The sequence below is a fragment of the uncultured Cedecea sp. genome, assembly GCF_947498825.1.
Lineage (GTDB): Bacteria > Pseudomonadota > Gammaproteobacteria > Enterobacterales > Enterobacteriaceae > JGM124.
Window position 1 is genome coordinate 30,167 of record NZ_CANMLV010000016.1, and the last position, 15,521, is coordinate 45,687.

Consider the following 15,521-nt stretch of genomic DNA (forward strand, 5'->3'; position numbering starts at 1 on the left):
ACTTTGCCAGCGCTTATTTAATCCGGGGTCAGCTCTATCCCCGATAGACACAACCTGCCGTACAGGTTTCCTTCACCATCACTGCACTGAGCAGAGGCAGAATTGGTTTCATTTCTTGCCAAATCCATTGTGCGAGCACTTCGCTGGTTGGGTTTTCCAAGCCTGGAATATCATTCAGATAGAAGTGATCCAGTCTGTCATAGATGGGCTTAAATGCGGCTTTTAATTCAGAAAAGTCCATAATCCAGCCAGTAAAGGGGTCGACTTCCCCGGTAATTTCCAGCCGTACCATAAACGAATGGCCATGTAAGCGACCGCACTTATGACCAGCCGGAACATGGGGGAGATGGTGAGCAGCTTCGAAAGTAAAATCTTTAAATAAGGTGGTGGACATAAAACATATCTCTAAAAGCTAAAAACGAGCGGATGATAACGGAAAGCAGTTTTTTTCGCATTAACTAAACCTTTTCAGTTTCTCTGTCATCGTTAAAATATGCATAACACTCAAAAAAAACAATAAATATCATATGGTTAATTAACCTGTTTTACCGCTATACCTTATCTAAAAATACGGTTAGTCATTTTGGTTATTTGTTATTGCTATCCTGTCTTTAATTGTTGTTAACTCACTCGTTAATTTAGTGCCATTACCTTTAATAAGCCCTTTTTCGTCTCAGCTACCGGAATCCTAAAACGCATGACAACTCAGGCTCCACCGACCACGACGCTGCCCTTGAATCAGGAACAGCTGGCTCATCTTCAGGCGGCAACAACCGACCTTTCCCACACCCAGCTGGCCTGGTTGTCAGGTTATTTCTGGGGCGTTGTGAATCAACAGGCGCTGGCGCCAGGTGCGGCTGTTGCGCCAGCCGCTGTCGCGGTTGCTGAGACTCCGACCATTACTTTGATTTCAGCTTCGCAAACCGGCAACGCCAGACGTGTGAGCGAGCAATTACGTGATGAGCTGTTGGCAGCAGATCTTAAAGTGAACCTGGTGAACGCCGGGGACTATAAATTCAAGCAAATCGCGCAGGAAAAACTGCTGATTATTATCACCTCCACTCAAGGGGAGGGGGAAACGCCTGAAGAAGCCGTTGCGCTACATAAGTTCTTGTTCTCGAAAAAAGCCCCTCGGCTGGAAGACAGTGCCTTTGCGGTCTTTAGTCTCGGGGATTCGTCGTATGAGTTTTTCTGCAAGGCGGGTAAAGACTTTGATACCCGGCTGGCTGAGCTTGGCGCAGAACGCCTGTTAGACAGAGTTGACGCTGATGTTGAGTATCAGGCTGAGGCAAAAACTTGGCGTGATAATCTGGTGACTCGACTGAAAGCGCGTGTTCCTGCCGGGGCGCCGACAACAGCGGCTGCTATCGCAGGAAATCAGTCCACCGTTCATAGCGAGTTGTACACAAAAGAGTCACCTCTGACAGCAACGCTTGCCGCTAATCAAAAAATAACCGGACGCGCTTCAGATAAAGATGTTCGCCATTTTGAAATCGATCTTGGGGATTCGGGTCTGCGTTATCAGCCAGGAGATGCACTGGGTGTCTGGTATAATAACTCTCAAGAACTGGTGAAAGAACTGGTCGAACTGCTGTGGTTGAAAGGTGATGAAAGTGTTCAGGTTGAGGGGAAAACGCTTCCTTTGAGTCAGGCGCTGAGAGAACACTTTGAACTGACCATTAATACCGCCAATATCGTTGAACAATACGCCCAGTTGACCCGAAATACTCAATTACTCGAGCTGGTGGGGGATAAAGCGAAATTGCAACATTATGCGCAAACCACACCGATCGTCGATATGGTTCGTTTTGCGCCAGCCGAACTGAGCGCTGAGCAACTTATCGGTCTGTTACGCCCGCTGACGCCTCGCCTGTATTCTATCGCTTCCTCACAGGCCGAAGCAGAAAGTGAAGTGCATATTACTGTCGGGGTTGTACGCTATGAAATCGAAGGACGTGCCCGTACTGGCGGCGCTTCTGGTTTCCTTGCTGACCACCTTGAAGAAGAGGGGGAAGTGCGTGTGTTTATAGAACATAACGATAACTTCCGTTTGCCAGCCAACCCAGAAACACCGGTCATTATGATTGGTCCGGGTACCGGTATTGCACCTTTCCGCGCCTTTATGCAGCAGCGTGACAACGACGGTGCCAGCGGTAAAAACTGGTTGTTCTTTGGCAACCCGCACTTCACTGAAGATTTTCTCTACCAGGTCGAATGGCAGCGCTATGCGAAAGATGGCTTACTGACCAATATCGATCTTGCCTGGTCTCGTGACCAAAAACATAAAGTATACGTACAAGATAAACTGCGCGAAAAAGGTGCAGAACTGTGGCGCTGGATCCAAGAGGGTGCCCACATTTACGTCTGTGGTGATGCAAGTCGCATGGCTAAAGACGTTGAGCAAGCATTACTGGAAGTGGTTGCCGAACACGGTGGCATGGATACCGAAACGGCGGATGAATTTTTAAGTGAGCTGCGCGTTGAGCGCCGTTATCAGCGAGATGTCTACTAATGAGTGAAAAACACCCCGGACCTTTAGTGGTTGAAGGTAAGCTGGCCGATGCCGAACGATTGAAACGCGACAGTAACTATTTACGTGGCACCATCAAAGAAGACCTGAAAGAAGGGATTACGGGTGGTTTCCAGGGCGATAATTTTCTGCTGATCCGTTTTCACGGTATGTACCAGCAGGATGACCGTGATATCCGCGCTGAACGTGCAGAGCAAAAGCTTGAACCTCGTCATACCATGATGCTGCGTTGCCGTTTGCCGGGTGGCATTATTTCGCCCCAGCAATGGATGGCGATAGACAAGTTTGCCGAAGATAAAACACTCTACGGCAGTATTCGTCTGACTAACCGCCAGACTTTCCAGTTCCACGGAATTGTAAAAAATAACGTCAAGCCGGCCCATGAAATGCTGCATGAAGTGGGACTGGATGCACTGGCGACGGCCAACGATGTTAACCGAAATGTTCTGTGTACTTCTAATCCGGTTGAGTCAGAGCTTCACCAGGAAGCGTACGAGTGGGCGAAAAAGCTGTCTGAGCATTTACTGCCACGCACCCGGGCCTATGCTGAGATCTGGTGGGATCAAGAGAAAGTGGCGACCACAGATGAGGAACCTATTCTGGGGCCGACTTATCTGCCGCGTAAATTTAAAACCACTGTGGTTATTCCACCGCAAAATGATGTCGATCTTCATGCCAACGACATGAACTTTATTGCGATTGCGGAGAACGGCAAACTGGTTGGCTTTAACCTGCTGGTCGGCGGTGGTTTATCTATTGAGCATGGCAATAAAAATACCTATGCCCGTACTGCCAGTGAATTTGGTTATATTCCACTGGAGCATACTCTGGCGGTGGCAGAAGCAGTGGTCACAACCCAGCGTGACTGGGGTAACCGTACCGATCGTAAAAATGCCAAGACCAAATATACCTTGGAACGTGTTGGGGTTGAGGTTTTCAAAGCGGAAGTTGAGCGTCGTGCCGGTATTAAATTTGAACCGACCCGCGACTACAAATTTACTGGCCGTGGCGATCGTATTGGCTGGGTAAAAGGCATTGATGATAAATGGCATCTGACGCTGTTTATTGAAAATGGCCGTATTCTTGATTATCCGGATAAGCCGTTAAAAACCGGGTTACTGGAAATTGCGCGCATTCACCAAGGAGATTTCCGCTTAACTGCCAATCAGAACCTGATTGTGGCGGGTGTTCCGAAAAGTGAAAAAGCAAAAATTGAAAAGCTGGCGAAAGCGCATGGCCTGATGGATGCTGTTACACCACAGCGTGAGAACTCGATGGCCTGTGTTGCCTTCCCCACGTGTCCGCTGGCAATGGCAGAGGCAGAGCGTTTCTTACCTCAGTTTGTCACTAAAGTAGAGCAGGTTCTGGTAAAGCATAACGTGCCGAATGAGCATATCGTAACCCGCGTAACCGGCTGCCCGAATGGTTGTGGTCGTGCCATGCTGGCTGAAATTGGTCTGGTCGGTAAAGCACCTGGTCGCTATAACCTGCATATTGGTGGGAATCGTATCGGTACCCGTATACCGCGTATGTACCGGGAAAATATTACTGAACCCGAAATTCTTGCCTCAATTGATGAGTTGGTCGAGCGCTGGGCCAAAGAACGTAAAGCAAAGGAAGGCTTTGGTGACTTCACCATCCGTGCCGGTATTATCCGCCCGGTGCTGGATCCCGCTCGTGATCTCTGGGATTAATGCTGACTGAGTCGTCAGTCTGAGCGGTCTGTCAGGCTATAACAGACCGCTACATTCACTCTTTCGTTACAAATGAGTCGCTTATGTCCTTACCGAACTTAGCTACCTTAAATGAATTGTCATCAGTTGAACGCGCGATAGCACTGGCGCAGGTCAACAATGACTTGGAAAAACTGAACGCTGAACAGCGCGTTGCCTGGGCACTGGAACATTTGCCCGGCGAGTTTGTGCTGTCTTCGAGCTTTGGTATTCAGGCCGCGGTATGTCTGCATCTGGTGACCCGACAGCGACCAGATATTCCGGTTATTCTCACTGATACAGGTTATCTGTTTCCTGAAACTTATCAGTTTATTGATGAATTAACCGAAAAGCTGAAGCTGAACCTTAAGGTTTATCGTGCCTCTGAAAGTGCTGCCTGGCAGGAAGCTCGCTACGGAAAACTCTGGGAACAGGGAGTGGAAGGGATCACTCGCTACAATGAAATAAACAAAGTCGAACCTATGAATCGGGGATTACAGGAGCTTAATGCTCAAACCTGGTTTGCCGGTTTGCGCCGGGAGCAATCGGGAAGCCGAGCGCATTTACCGGTACTGGGTGTTCAGCGTGGTGTGTTTAAAATCCTGCCAATCATTGATTGGGATAACCGTACCGTATATCAGTACCTGACCGATCACGGACTGAAATATCATCCGTTGTGGGATAAAGGCTACTTATCGGTAGGAGACACCCATACCACCCGTAAATGGGAACCCGGCATGGCAGAAGAAGAGACCCGATTCTTTGGATTAAAACGTGAATGCGGGTTACATGAATAGCCTGCAAGTACACTCGCCCTGCTGTTATCGGCAGGGCGGTATCACCAGCACTACTTTTCTGCTTTAGCCAGACTTTTTACCAGCGGCAGCATAATTCTCACGCTATCGCGCGTACGCTGCTTGATTCTCCCTGGTAACCATTTGTCCAGATACTGCATGTTATCCCGGGCGGCCTGGTGGTGTACTGTGCCTTCAGGAAACGCCTTGCTAACAGCACGCTGTTGCGGCAGATACTGTTTTTTCTCTACCCGCCCAGAGCTCACTGAAAGCACTGGAATTCCGGTATTATCAAATAACACTACCTCCCGGTAAAAATCACCCTCTTTTGCTGGCAGAATATCGGGCTGGATGGCAGCCGGAATAGCAAACTGATTCGCGAGAGTGATTGCTTTGTCGCGGCCGAGTTTCCGTACCGCTGTCGGCGTTGATGCGCTACTGATAAAAGTCAGTTTTTCCCCGACGACCAAACTGTCCAGGTTAATCACCATCAGGGTATTTTTTTGCTCTTCCGGACTCATCCGTAGCAGCACACTACTGGCTCCGGCAGCAGCGAGCTGCTTACCACTGGTGGCGATGAAACGAATACTGTAACGGGTTGGCGTATTGCGCAGACGTTGCGCCAGTTCCAGCATTACCCCTAAGCCTGATGCATTATCATCCAGTCCCTGTAACGATAAGCCACCAAGATTGTTGTCTCTGTCTTTATCACTGAGCGGGATCCAGGTATCCAGATGCGCCATGATAATAATCTGTTGTGGTTCTTTTCCCGGATGGACCGCAATCACGCTATTACCAGTGACATTTTGCTCACTTTGTTGACCGTTGGTCTGGGTATAGGAATAGCGCGCAGTAAACTGGCGGATATCGCTTTGGTATCCCCATGATTTAAATTGCTGCATCAGATAGTCTGCTATCAGTAATTCAGCCGGGCTTCCGGCCATACGACCGGGAAAATGACTGGCAATATATCGCGTCTGTTGTTCGGCAATCTCACCGATTTTAGGCGCATGGGAAGCAGAAAAAACGCTAACAGAATAAAACCCCAGCATCAGACAAAGCAGCAGGCGGCGCACAGCGGAGAACATGATCTATCCTTATTTCATTTTTGCTCTGCACTATCCGGTCCAGAGTCATGATATGTGAGAAAATCTGGTCGGAGAGCGATATTTTTTAACCCCTTCTAGTATGAAACTGTCGCGGTGGATAGCCAATGATAATTATGTTTAAACCTGAATAAATTAGGTGGTTAAGCACAATTTGTTGTGAGCTTTGTCATTTCGTTATTACTTTTTGGAACGACTCATTCCAAATGGTAATTTCATAACGGATCAAGTCGCGATTTATAGTCCTGTTAGATTAAATCTCAAACGGCTGACAACGAGCAGTCGTAATGTTTTTCGCTTAAGGGAAGGTTATGGACCAAAATCGACTTACGCACTTGCGACAATTGGAAGCTGAGAGTATCCATATTATTCGTGAAGTTGCTGCCGAGTTTTCTAATCCGGTGATGATGTACTCCATTGGTAAAGATTCCTCAGTGATGCTGCACTTGGCACGCAAAGCCTTCTACCCAGGAACATTACCATTCCCTTTACTGCATGTGGACACGGGCTGGAAATTTCGTGAAATGTACGAGTTTCGCGATCGCACCGCCAAAGAGTATGGCTGTGAGTTGATTGTTCATCGTAATCCGGAAGGCCTGGCAATGGGGATTAATCCCTTTGTTCATGGCAGTGCCAAGCATACTGATATCATGAAAACCGAAGGGCTCAAGCAGGCTCTGAATAAATATGGTTTTGATGCGGCATTTGGCGGTGCGCGCCGCGATGAAGAAAAATCCCGTGCTAAAGAACGTATTTACTCTTTCCGTGACCGTTTTCACCGCTGGGATCCTAAAAACCAGCGCCCTGAGTTGTGGCATAACTATAACGGCCAGATCAACAAAGGTGAGAGTATTCGCGTATTTCCTTTATCTAACTGGACTGAGCTCGATATCTGGCAGTACATCTACTTAGAAAATATCAATATTGTTCCACTCTATCTTGCGGCTCCTCGTCCGATTATTGAACGTGATGGCATGCTAATGATGGTGGATGATGACCGTATTGAGCTGCAACCTGGCGAAGAAATACAACAGCGTATGGTGCGTTTCCGTACCTTAGGCTGCTGGCCATTGACGGGTGCCGTTGAGTCCAGTGCTCAGACACTGCCTTCGATAATTGAAGAAATGCTGGTCTCTACCACCAGTGAACGACAGGGACGCGTCATCGACCGCGACCAGGCAGGCTCTATGGAGCTGAAAAAACGTCAAGGTTATTTCTAAGGAACCGCCAGATGAACACGACTATTGCACAACAAATTGCTGATGAAGGCGGAGTAGAGTCCTATCTGCACGCTCAACAACATAAAAGCCTGCTGCGTTTTCTGACTTGCGGCAGCGTTGATGACGGTAAAAGTACCCTGATTGGGCGACTGCTGCACGATACCCGGCAGATTTATGAAGACCAGCTCTCTTCCCTGCATACCGACAGTAAACGTCATGGGACGCAAGGCGAGAAGCTGGATCTGGCATTGCTGGTAGATGGCTTACAGGCTGAACGTGAGCAGGGCATCACCATCGACGTTGCCTATCGCTATTTTTCCACTGAAAAACGTAAATTCATCATCGCAGATACACCCGGGCATGAGCAGTATACCCGTAATATGGCGACCGGAGCCTCGACCTGCGAACTGGCTATTTTGCTTATCGATGCCAGAAGAGGCGTTCTTGATCAGACGCGTCGGCACAGTTTTATTACCACTTTATTGGGTATTAAACACCTGGTCGTTGCTGTGAATAAAATGGACCTGGTTGATTTCAGCGAATCCAGATTTGAAGAAATTAAACAGGATTATCTGACTTTTGCTCAACAATTGCCGTCAGACCTGGATATTCGCTTTGTGCCGCTTTCAGCACTTGAAGGGGATAATGTTGCCAGTTCAAGTACGGCTATGCCGTGGTACAGTGGCCCAACTTTACTGAGCGTACTGGAAACGGTTGAGATAGCACGGGATGTTGATCGGCAACCGATGCGCTTCCCGGTACAGTACGTTAACCGCCCGAATCTCGATTTCCGTGGTTATGCCGGAACGCTGGCATCCGGAACCGTGTATGTGGGACAGCGAGTGAAGGTCTTACCTTCCGGAGTGGAGTCATCCATTGCTGAGATCGTCACCTTTGACGGAAATCTTGATAACGCAATCGCAGGTGAAGCGATAACGCTGGTTCTGAAAGATGAAATAGATATCAGCCGGGGTGATTTACTGGTTGATGCCGGCGAGAAACTTGAAGCGGTGCAGAGTGCTAAAGTTGATGTGGTGTGGATGGCTGAGCAATCACTAAAAATTGGCCAGAGCTATGACATTAAAATTGCCGGAAAGAAAACCCGCGCTCATGTTGATGCCATTGATTATCAGGTAGAAATAAACTCTCTGACCCATCTGGAGGCGAACAGTTTACCGCTCAATGGTATTGGTCTGGTCAGCCTGACTTTTGATGAGCCTTTAGTGCTTGATACTTATCAGCAAAATCCGGTTACCGGTGGAATTATTTTCATCGACCGTCTGAGTAATGTCACGGTCGGAGCCGGTATGGTGCGCGAGCCATTACTGGGAGAACAACAGACGCCTGCTGAATTCAGTGCCTTTGAGCTTGAGCTGAATGCTTTAGTTCGTCGTCACTTCCCACATTGGGGTGCGCGCGATTTGCTGGGAGGAAAATAATGGCGAGCCATGATGATAATGTAGTCTGGCACTCCCACGCGGTGACACAGAAGCAGCGCGAAGCGCTGCACCAGCATCGTGGTGCGGTACTATGGTTTACCGGGCTTTCCGGCTCGGGAAAATCGACGGTTGCAGGTGCGCTGGAAGCCGCATTGCATGCGCGGGGGATCAGTACTTATCTGCTGGATGGCGACAATATCCGTCATGGCCTGTGTCGCGACTTAGGTTTCAGTGAGCATGACCGGAAAGAAAATATCCGTCGCGTAGGCGAAGTCGCTAAGTTAATGGTGGATGCGGGGCTGGTGGTATTAACGGCCTTTATTTCACCTTATCGGGCAGAAAGACAACAGGTCCGTGAATTAATTGGCGATGCTGATTTTTACGAAATATTTATCGATACGCCGTTGGAAATTTGTGAAACGCGCGATCCCAAAGGGCTTTATAAGAAGGCAAGAGCCGGAGAATTAACTCATTTTACCGGGATTGATTCACCTTATGAATCGCCGATAAACCCTGAGCTGCATCTTGCTGGTGAACAATTAGTAACAAATTTAGTGACTCAAATATTAGATCTGTTACGTGAGGAGGATATTATCAATCTCTGAATCCTATCTGGGAGTATAATGCTCCCAGACATCAGAGTTATGAATACGCTATGCGCAACAGCCCGAATTATTATATTTCCCAGGTTGACTCCAGGGCTGCCCCTGAAGATAAAACCTGGTCTCTGCCCGGTGCCTTTATTGGCTTTTTGTCGTGGCTGCTGGCGCTTGGCATGCCGTTCCTGCTGTATGGCCTGAACACGCTGTTTTTCTTCCTTTATACTTGGCCTTTTTTCCTCGCCCTGATGCCTTTATCAGTGGTTATTGGTATTGCCATGTACTCTCTTTCCGGCGCTAAACTGATGCTCAGCGCTCTGACAACCTTACTGCTGGTTGCGGTGATGTTTGGTGTCTTACTGTTATGGTTGTTTACCTGATCCATTCATCAAAGACCCTGTCTTCGTCTACTATTATCAGCGAAATATGTTGCAAACGCGCATCACCTCGCGTTCTGTGATAAATTTCACCGCAATGTCGCGGGTACCCTTATTCCCGCAGTAGAGTCAATGAACGAGTTGTGGGATGATTGTGCCGTTTTTCAGGGGGCTGGATGGGTAAACTAACTTTACTGTTGCTGTGTATACTGGCTTGGCTCCAGTATTCTCTGTGGTTTGGGAAAAACGGTATCAACGATTACGCCCGGCTCAGTGAAGATGTCACGGTACAACAGGCGACTAATGCCAAGTTAAAATCACGTAACGATCAGTTATTCGCTGAAATTGATGATCTTAACGGTGGACAGGAAGCGATTGAAGAACGCGCCCGCAACGAATTAAGCATGATTAAACCCGGTGAAAATTTCTACCGTCTGGTTCCGGATGCCTCTAAGCGCGCTTTAAATAACCTGGGTGCCGGGCAAAATAATCGATAATTTTCTATAAGTGAAAGGCATGTGCAACTCCTCTCAGGATGTTATTGCCGTGGTTCCGGCTGCGGGTATCGGCAGTCGTATGCAAACGGAATATCCTAAGCAATACCTAAAAATTGGTCGTCTGACTATCCTCGAGCACGCTGTTGCGAGTCTGCTGGCGCATCCACGTATCGGTCAGATCATTATCGCTATCAGTGCTGACGACCCGTTTTTTGCAACGTTACCTCTTGCCGTCAATCCGCGTGTTACGGTCGTAACTGGGGGACAGACGCGTGCCGACTCTGTTCTCGCGGGTTTACAAGCGGCAGGCGAGAAACAGTGGGTACTGGTTCATGATGCAGCCCGTCCCTGTTTACATCAGGATGATCTTGAGCGTTTACTGGCTATCACTGCCACCAGTAAGGTTGGCGGTATTCTGGCGGCCCCTGTACGCGATACTATGAAGCGTGGTGAGCCAGGGGCATTGCTTATTGCACAAACTGTAGAGCGAGAAAACTTGTGGCATGCTCTGACCCCGCAACTCTTCCCCCTGGAGCTGTTGCGTAGCTGTCTACTACGTGCACTGAATGAAGGCGCTATTATCACTGACGAGGCATCAGCGCTGGAACATTGCCATTTTCATCCTCAATTAATTAGTGCTCGCGCCGACAATATTAAAGTGACCCGTCCTGAAGACTTGGCACTGGCGGAATTTTATCTTACGCGGTTAACCCAAACGGAGAATCTGTAATGCGTATCGGACATGGTTTTGATGTTCATGCTTTTGGCGGCGAAGGTCCCATTGTTATTGGCGGGGTGCGTATCCCATTTGAAAAAGGGCTGATTGCCCATTCAGATGGTGATGTTGCTTTGCATGCGCTTACTGACGCCTTACTGGGAGCCGCCGCTTTAGGTGATATTGGTAAATTATTTCCTGATACTGATGCAACCTATAAAGGCGCCGATAGCCGTGAATTACTGCGTGAAGCCTGGCGTCGTATTCAGGCGCGTGGCTATACCTTAGGTAATGTTGATGTCACCATTATTGCTCAGGCGCCTAAAATGGCCCCGCATATCCCACAGATGCGAGTATTTATTGCCGAAGACTTGGGTTGCCATATAGATGACGTCAATGTGAAAGCAACGACCAGCGAAAAACTGGGCTTTACAGGGCGGGGTGAAGGTATTGCTTGTGCCGCTGTGGCGTTATTACAGAAGGCTTCTCAGTAATGGATATGCAAAATCTGACCTGGTTGCACGGCAGACCATCAGGTAGTGGAGTCATTAAAGCTAGCCCGGAAGATTTTCTGGTGACCGAAGATTTAGGCTTTGGTCCCGACGGAGATGGTGAACATGTGTTGCTCCGGATACGTAAAAAAGGCTGCAACACGCGTTTTGTGGCTGATGCGTTGGCAAAATTTCTTAAAGTTCACGCCCGCGAAGTGAGTTTTGCTGGTCAGAAAGACCGGCATGCTATTACCGAACAATGGTTCTGTGTCCGCCTGCCCGGGAAAGATATACCCGATATGAGTGGTTTTATACTTGAGGGTTGTGAGGTTCTGGAGTATGCCCGTCATCGTCGTAAATTACGCCTCGGAGCATTAAAGGGAAACGCCTTTAATCTGGTATTACGCAATATCAGTGATAGCTATGATACTGACATACGGCTGCAAGCGATAGCGAAAGTGGGTGTACCGAACTATTTTGGCAGTCAGCGTTTCGGTATCAATGGTAATAATTTGCAACAAGCACTGCGCTGGGCACAAAGCGATGCGCCTCTGCGGGATCGAAGCAAACGCAGTTTTTGGCTGTCTGCGACACGAAGTGCTCTGTTTAACTATATCGTCAGTACCAGACTGGCAGAAAAGCAGGTTAATCAAGTTATTGACGGGGATGCTTTACAGCTCGCCGGCCGTGGTAGCTGGTTTGTGGCGACGCCGGAAGAACATGACGTGTTACAGGCGCGTGTTGATAACGGTGAGTTATTAATCACAGCATCGTTACCTGGTGATGGTGACTGGGGCAGCCAAGGGGACGCTTTGGCTTTTGAGCAAGGCTGTGTGGCTGAAGAAGAGGTTTTGTTAGGATTGCTGAAACGTGAGCGTGTTGAAGCGGCACGACGGGCGATTCTGGTGACACCTCAAGCATTCCAGTGGCACTGGCAGGATGATTCCACTGTTGAGCTTAAATTTTGGTTACCGGCGGGGAGTTTTGCCACCAGTGTGGTGCGTGAACTGATCAACACCGGCGGTGAAGAGATCAATATTTCCGAATAATCAATATTCTGCTTGCCAAAAGTTATCAGCATCAGACTGTTGATTACGGATAAGCGGATAACGTCTTTTCTCAGGACGTTATCCGCTAGTGCTATACATCGAATCTGACTTCTCTAAAGCATACATCTGATGTCCTGTACCTTCCTGTGCTGGCGGTGGTGCATGTTGTGCTGTTGGTTTAGAATGTGTAGCCATCAAACCGGACAATAATTAGAGATCTCATAACGGTTATTGATTAAAAAAATAATGGAATGTTGTCTAAATGAGAATTTTGCTGAGTAACGATGATGGTGTGTATGCGCCGGGTATTCAGATATTAGCCAGCGCCTTACGTGAATTTGCTGAAGTTCAGGTTGTTGCTCCGGATCGAAACCGGAGTGGTGCGTCGAACTCATTAACGCTTGAATCGCCGTTACGTGCTATGACGCTTGATAATGGCGATATATCGGTTCAGATGGGCACACCAACAGACTGCGTTTATCTGGGGGTTAATGCGTTGATGCGACCGGGGCCAGATATTGTTGTCTCAGGGATTAACGCGGGCCCTAATCTTGGTGACGATGTCATTTATTCCGGAACAGTGGCGGCGGCAATGGAGGGGCGTCATCTTGGATTTCCTGCTCTGGCGGTATCGCTAAATGGGCATCAGCACTATGAAACCGCTGCGGCGGTAACTTGCTTCCTGTTGCGGGCTTTGATGAGTGAACCGCTACGGACGGGGCGAATTCTGAATATTAACGTCCCGGACTTACCGCTAGAACAAATCAAAGGTATTCGCGTTACTCGCTGTGGCAGTCGTCATCCGGCAGATCAAGTCATTGCTCAGCAAGATCCTCGCGGGCATACCGTTTACTGGATAGGCCCTCCTGGAAATCAGCTCGATGCTGCGTCTGACACCGATTTTTCCGCAATTGATGAAGGTTATGTTTCAGTGACACCGCTGCATGTCGACTTGACCGCTCATCGGGCGCATGAGGTGGTCACTTCCTGGCTGGCAAAAGCCGGAGTAGAAATGCAATGGTAAGTCGTCGCGTACAAACGTTGCTCGATAATCTACGAGCCCAGGGGATTAAAAGTGAACAGGTGCTTGGCGCTCTGGCCCAGGTTCCGCGCGAGAAGTTTGTGGATGAAGCGTTTGAACATAAGGTCTGGGAAAATACGGCCTTACCTATTGGTTCTGGACAGACTATCTCGCAACCCTATATGGTTGCACGTATGACCGAGCTCCTGGCGCTAACGCCACAGTCAAGAGTGCTGGAGATTGGTACGGGATCAGGTTATCAAACGGCGATTCTGGCACATTTAGTTGAGCATGTTTGTTCTGTTGAGCGCATAAAAAGTCTACAATGGCAGGCGCGGCGACGTTTGAAACAACTTGATTTACATAATATTTCTACCCGTCACGGTGATGGCTGGCAAGGATGGCAGGCGAAAGCTCCTTTTGATGCCATTATTGTGACCGCTGCGCCATCAGAAATTCCTGTTGCTTTACTTGGGCAGCTTGCCGATGGCGGCATCATGGTGTTACCGGTTGGAGATGAACAACAAGTCTTAAAACGTATCCGTCGTCACGGAGACGAGTTTTTAGCTGACACCATCGAAGCAGTACGGTTTGTACCTTTGATTCGTGGTGATTTGTCATAAAGTTAGCATCAGCAGTTGAAAGCTGTCAGGTAGCATTAAGAAAAAACTGGCATGTTTTTCCTCTGTTTTTGTATAGTATTTTTATATATCCGGCATCATTCACGCTATTTTCGGGGTGAAACTGAAAACTACAGTAGACGGGTATATACCATGATTTTTATTTTGGGGGATACATGAGCGCGGGAAGCCCAACTTTTTCTTTACGCCGGGTGGCGATGTTAACACTTGGAAGCCTGTGGTTAGTAGGTTGTTCTGGTAATAACACGCAAGCACCGATCAGCTCTGTTGGCGATAGCAATCAGCGCACGGGTTCTTCTGAAGGGAGTTTGTTGGTGACTAAGCCGTCGTCAATGAGTTCATCCCTGCCACCACAGCCTCAGATACAGAATATACAGCAGCCTGTGATGCAAAGTCAGCCTGTGCAAAACACGGCATCTGCGCCTGTTCAGACCCAAAATGGTCGCATTGTTTATAACCGTCAGTATGGCAACATTCCGAAGGGAAGCTATACGGGGGGGAATACTTATAACGTCAAACATGGCGACACGCTTTTTTATATTGCCTGGATTACTGCGAACGATTTCCGTGATCTGGCACAGCGCAACAACATCTCTGCGCCTTATAATCTTGAAGTGGGACAAACATTACAGGTTGTTAATTCACCAGGTGTTCCCATTACTGGCGGTAATGCGATTACTGCCGCCGATACGCGTGAACAAGGAACGATTCAACCCTCTGCGCAAAATAGCAGCGCGGTGGTTGCGTCCAGACCAACAATTACGTATTCTGAGAATTCAGGTGAAAATAAAGTTAACACGTCGTCGTCAAGTAGCGGAACTATGCTCCGTCCGGTCACAGCACCGGTTACTGCGCCAGTAGTTAACAACGCCGAACCGACCGTCAGCAGTACTTCCAATAGCGCACCGATTTCTTCGTGGCGCTGGCCTACTGATGGTAAAACTATCGAAACCTTTGCCGCTACCGAAGGGGGTAACAAAGGGATCGATATTGCAGGCAGTAAAGGACAGGCTATCGTCGCGACCGCACCAGGACGCGTGGTATATGCCGGTAACGCACTGCGCGGTTACGGTAATCTAATTATCATAAAACATAATGATGATTACCTGAGTGCCTACGCCCATAATGATAAAATGCTGGTTCGGGAACAAGAAGACATCAAGGCGGGGCAGAAAATCGCTACCATGGGTAGCACCGGAACCAGTTCTACACGTTTGCATTTTGAAATTCGTTACAAGGGAAAATCCGTAAACCCGCTGCGTTATTTACCGCAGCGATGAATCGCAAAACATCCATTTTTGTTTTTGCTTAGGGATCACGGGTAGGAGCC

General features: G+C 48.4%; 16 protein-coding genes. 14 read left to right on the top strand and 2 right to left on the bottom strand.

Features of this window, described 5'->3' with window-relative positions; genetic code table 11:
* Positions 1 to 34 precede the first annotated feature (34 nt).
* On the bottom strand, positions 35 to 394 hold the full coding sequence (queD, locus tag Q1A40_RS15890) for a 6-carboxytetrahydropterin synthase QueD (RefSeq protein ID WP_300001792.1): 360 nt from the start codon (positions 392 to 394) through the stop codon (positions 35 to 37).
* Positions 395 to 697: 303 nt separating this feature from the next.
* Here queD and cysJ point away from each other — a divergent pair, with 303 nt between their 5' ends.
* From cysJ to cysH, 3 genes are all read left to right on the top strand, one after another.
* The gene (gene cysJ / locus Q1A40_RS15895; RefSeq protein WP_300001795.1) at positions 698 to 2,512 is read left to right on the top strand and encodes an NADPH-dependent assimilatory sulfite reductase flavoprotein subunit; all 1,815 of its coding nucleotides are present in this window, start codon (positions 698 to 700) and stop codon (positions 2,510 to 2,512) included.
* Positions 2,512 to 4,224, top strand: coding sequence for an assimilatory sulfite reductase (NADPH) hemoprotein subunit (gene cysI / locus Q1A40_RS15900; RefSeq protein WP_300001798.1), 1,713 nt, complete (start codon positions 2,512 to 2,514; stop codon positions 4,222 to 4,224). Before cysJ ends, cysI begins: the two co-directional genes overlap by 1 nt.
* An 83-nt stretch (positions 4,225 to 4,307) precedes the next feature.
* The gene (gene cysH / locus Q1A40_RS15905; RefSeq protein ID WP_300001801.1) at positions 4,308 to 5,039 is read left to right on the top strand and encodes a phosphoadenosine phosphosulfate reductase; all 732 of its coding nucleotides are present in this window, start codon (positions 4,308 to 4,310) and stop codon (positions 5,037 to 5,039) included.
* A gap of 50 nt (positions 5,040 to 5,089) precedes the next feature.
* Here the strand turns inward: cysH and Q1A40_RS15910 are convergent, their stop codons facing one another.
* Positions 5,090 to 6,124 carry an aminopeptidase gene (locus tag Q1A40_RS15910; protein ID WP_300001802.1) on the bottom strand — a complete coding sequence of 345 codons (1,035 nt, stop codon included), beginning with the start codon at positions 6,122 to 6,124 and terminating at the stop codon, positions 5,090 to 5,092.
* 329 nt (positions 6,125 to 6,453) lie between these two features.
* On the opposite strand from Q1A40_RS15910, the gene cysD reads away from it, so the two are divergent.
* The 11 genes from cysD to nlpD all read left to right on the top strand — a co-directional run bounded on the left by cysD (position 6,454) and on the right by nlpD (position 15,471).
* Positions 6,454 to 7,362 (top strand): sulfate adenylyltransferase subunit CysD, encoded by a 909-nt coding sequence (cysD, locus tag Q1A40_RS15915; RefSeq protein WP_300001805.1) that lies wholly within the window; start codon positions 6,454 to 6,456, stop codon positions 7,360 to 7,362.
* Positions 7,363 to 7,373: 11 nt separating this feature from the next.
* Positions 7,374 to 8,801, top strand: coding sequence for a sulfate adenylyltransferase subunit CysN (gene cysN / locus Q1A40_RS15920; RefSeq protein ID WP_300001807.1), 1,428 nt, complete (start codon positions 7,374 to 7,376; stop codon positions 8,799 to 8,801).
* Positions 8,801 to 9,406 (top strand): adenylyl-sulfate kinase, encoded by a 606-nt coding sequence (cysC, locus tag Q1A40_RS15925; RefSeq protein WP_300001810.1) that lies wholly within the window; start codon positions 8,801 to 8,803, stop codon positions 9,404 to 9,406. The genes cysN and cysC overlap by 1 nt, the downstream gene beginning before the upstream one ends.
* A 50-nt stretch (positions 9,407 to 9,456) precedes the next feature.
* Positions 9,457 to 9,780 carry a DUF3561 family protein gene (locus Q1A40_RS15930; protein ID WP_300001813.1) on the top strand — a complete coding sequence of 108 codons (324 nt, stop codon included), beginning with the start codon at positions 9,457 to 9,459 and terminating at the stop codon, positions 9,778 to 9,780.
* Positions 9,781 to 9,953: 173 nt separating this feature from the next.
* Positions 9,954 to 10,274 carry a cell division protein FtsB gene (ftsB, locus tag Q1A40_RS15935; RefSeq protein WP_300001816.1) on the top strand — a complete coding sequence of 107 codons (321 nt, stop codon included), beginning with the start codon at positions 9,954 to 9,956 and terminating at the stop codon, positions 10,272 to 10,274.
* Between the two features lie 19 nt (positions 10,275 to 10,293).
* Positions 10,294 to 11,004 carry a 2-C-methyl-D-erythritol 4-phosphate cytidylyltransferase gene (gene ispD, locus Q1A40_RS15940; RefSeq protein ID WP_300001819.1) on the top strand — a complete coding sequence of 237 codons (711 nt, stop codon included), beginning with the start codon at positions 10,294 to 10,296 and terminating at the stop codon, positions 11,002 to 11,004.
* On the top strand, positions 11,004 to 11,483 hold the full coding sequence (gene ispF, locus Q1A40_RS15945; RefSeq protein ID WP_300001822.1) for a 2-C-methyl-D-erythritol 2,4-cyclodiphosphate synthase: 480 nt from the start codon (positions 11,004 to 11,006) through the stop codon (positions 11,481 to 11,483). Before ispD ends, ispF begins: the two co-directional genes overlap by 1 nt.
* On the top strand, positions 11,483 to 12,529 hold the full coding sequence (truD, locus tag Q1A40_RS15950; protein WP_300001824.1) for a tRNA pseudouridine(13) synthase TruD: 1,047 nt from the start codon (positions 11,483 to 11,485) through the stop codon (positions 12,527 to 12,529). Before ispF ends, truD begins: the two co-directional genes overlap by 1 nt.
* Before the next feature lie 262 nt (positions 12,530 to 12,791).
* Positions 12,792 to 13,553, top strand: a complete 762-nt coding sequence (gene surE / locus Q1A40_RS15955; protein WP_300001826.1) for a 5'/3'-nucleotidase SurE — start codon at positions 12,792 to 12,794, stop codon at positions 13,551 to 13,553.
* Positions 13,547 to 14,173: a protein-L-isoaspartate(D-aspartate) O-methyltransferase gene (locus tag Q1A40_RS15960; protein ID WP_300001829.1), complete on the top strand. Its 627-nt coding sequence runs from the start codon at positions 13,547 to 13,549 to the stop codon at positions 14,171 to 14,173. Before surE ends, Q1A40_RS15960 begins: the two co-directional genes overlap by 7 nt.
* Before the next feature lie 173 nt (positions 14,174 to 14,346).
* Complete coding sequence (gene nlpD / locus Q1A40_RS15965) at positions 14,347 to 15,471, top strand: murein hydrolase activator NlpD (protein ID WP_300001832.1); 1,125 nt, start codon at positions 14,347 to 14,349, stop codon at positions 15,469 to 15,471.
* Positions 15,472 to 15,521: the final 50 nt, after the last annotated feature.

Bases quoted from the DNA above. Each gene is read 5' to 3' on its own strand.
- queD (WP_300001792.1), bottom strand. From the start codon at position 394: ATGTCCACCACCTTATTTAAAGATTTTACTTTCGAAGCTGCTCACCAT.
- cysJ (WP_300001795.1), top strand. From the start codon at position 698: ATGACAACTCAGGCTCCACCGACCACGACGCTGCCCTTGAATCAGGAA.
- cysI (WP_300001798.1), top strand. From the start codon at position 2,512: ATGAGTGAAAAACACCCCGGACCTTTAGTGGTTGAAGGTAAGCTGGCC.
- cysH (WP_300001801.1), top strand. From the start codon at position 4,308: ATGTCCTTACCGAACTTAGCTACCTTAAATGAATTGTCATCAGTTGAA.
- Q1A40_RS15910 (WP_300001802.1), bottom strand. From the start codon at position 6,124: ATGTTCTCCGCTGTGCGCCGCCTGCTGCTTTGTCTGATGCTGGGGTTT.
- cysD (WP_300001805.1), top strand. From the start codon at position 6,454: ATGGACCAAAATCGACTTACGCACTTGCGACAATTGGAAGCTGAGAGT.
- cysN (WP_300001807.1), top strand. From the start codon at position 7,374: ATGAACACGACTATTGCACAACAAATTGCTGATGAAGGCGGAGTAGAG.
- cysC (WP_300001810.1), top strand. From the start codon at position 8,801: ATGGCGAGCCATGATGATAATGTAGTCTGGCACTCCCACGCGGTGACA.
- Q1A40_RS15930 (WP_300001813.1), top strand. From the start codon at position 9,457: ATGCGCAACAGCCCGAATTATTATATTTCCCAGGTTGACTCCAGGGCT.
- ftsB (WP_300001816.1), top strand. From the start codon at position 9,954: ATGGGTAAACTAACTTTACTGTTGCTGTGTATACTGGCTTGGCTCCAG.
- ispD (WP_300001819.1), top strand. From the start codon at position 10,294: ATGTGCAACTCCTCTCAGGATGTTATTGCCGTGGTTCCGGCTGCGGGT.
- ispF (WP_300001822.1), top strand. From the start codon at position 11,004: ATGCGTATCGGACATGGTTTTGATGTTCATGCTTTTGGCGGCGAAGGT.
- truD (WP_300001824.1), top strand. From the start codon at position 11,483: ATGGATATGCAAAATCTGACCTGGTTGCACGGCAGACCATCAGGTAGT.
- surE (WP_300001826.1), top strand. From the start codon at position 12,792: ATGAGAATTTTGCTGAGTAACGATGATGGTGTGTATGCGCCGGGTATT.
- Q1A40_RS15960 (WP_300001829.1), top strand. From the start codon at position 13,547: ATGGTAAGTCGTCGCGTACAAACGTTGCTCGATAATCTACGAGCCCAG.
- nlpD (WP_300001832.1), top strand. From the start codon at position 14,347: ATGAGCGCGGGAAGCCCAACTTTTTCTTTACGCCGGGTGGCGATGTTA.